Origin of the sequence: Priestia sp. SIMBA_032 (assembly GCF_046535215.1) — a bacterium.
Lineage (GTDB): Bacteria > Bacillota > Bacilli > Bacillales > Bacillaceae_H > Priestia > Priestia aryabhattai.
Genome location: NZ_JAWRXD010001254.1, coordinates 1 through 248, shown reverse-complemented (window position 1 = coordinate 248; position 248 = coordinate 1). Strand labels below are relative to the sequence as shown.

Here is a 248-nt window from a genome sequence, read left to right as displayed (position 1 = left end):
GATGGAGTTAACTTTATTCGAGATTTTACTCGATATCATCAAATGACACCAAAAGCAGTTATGCCAATCGTTTTCACCTCGATGTTAGCAGGTGCAGGTGCTTTCTCTTGGGAACAACTTGGTTCTCTTCGCTATATTCATGCTCGGACTCCACAAGTGTATTTGGATAATGTAGTAATTGAAAAAAATGGAGAGTTACTAATTAGCTGGAACTATGTTGAAGAGTTGTTTGATGTTGATGTAATAGA

At 37.1% G+C, this 248-nt stretch carries 1 protein-coding gene; it reads left to right on the top strand.

Annotated elements, in window-relative coordinates; genetic code table 11:
- Window positions 1-248: hypothetical protein (locus tag SB717_RS38355; RefSeq protein WP_410908442.1), on the top strand; the 248-nt coding region annotated here is incomplete at both ends.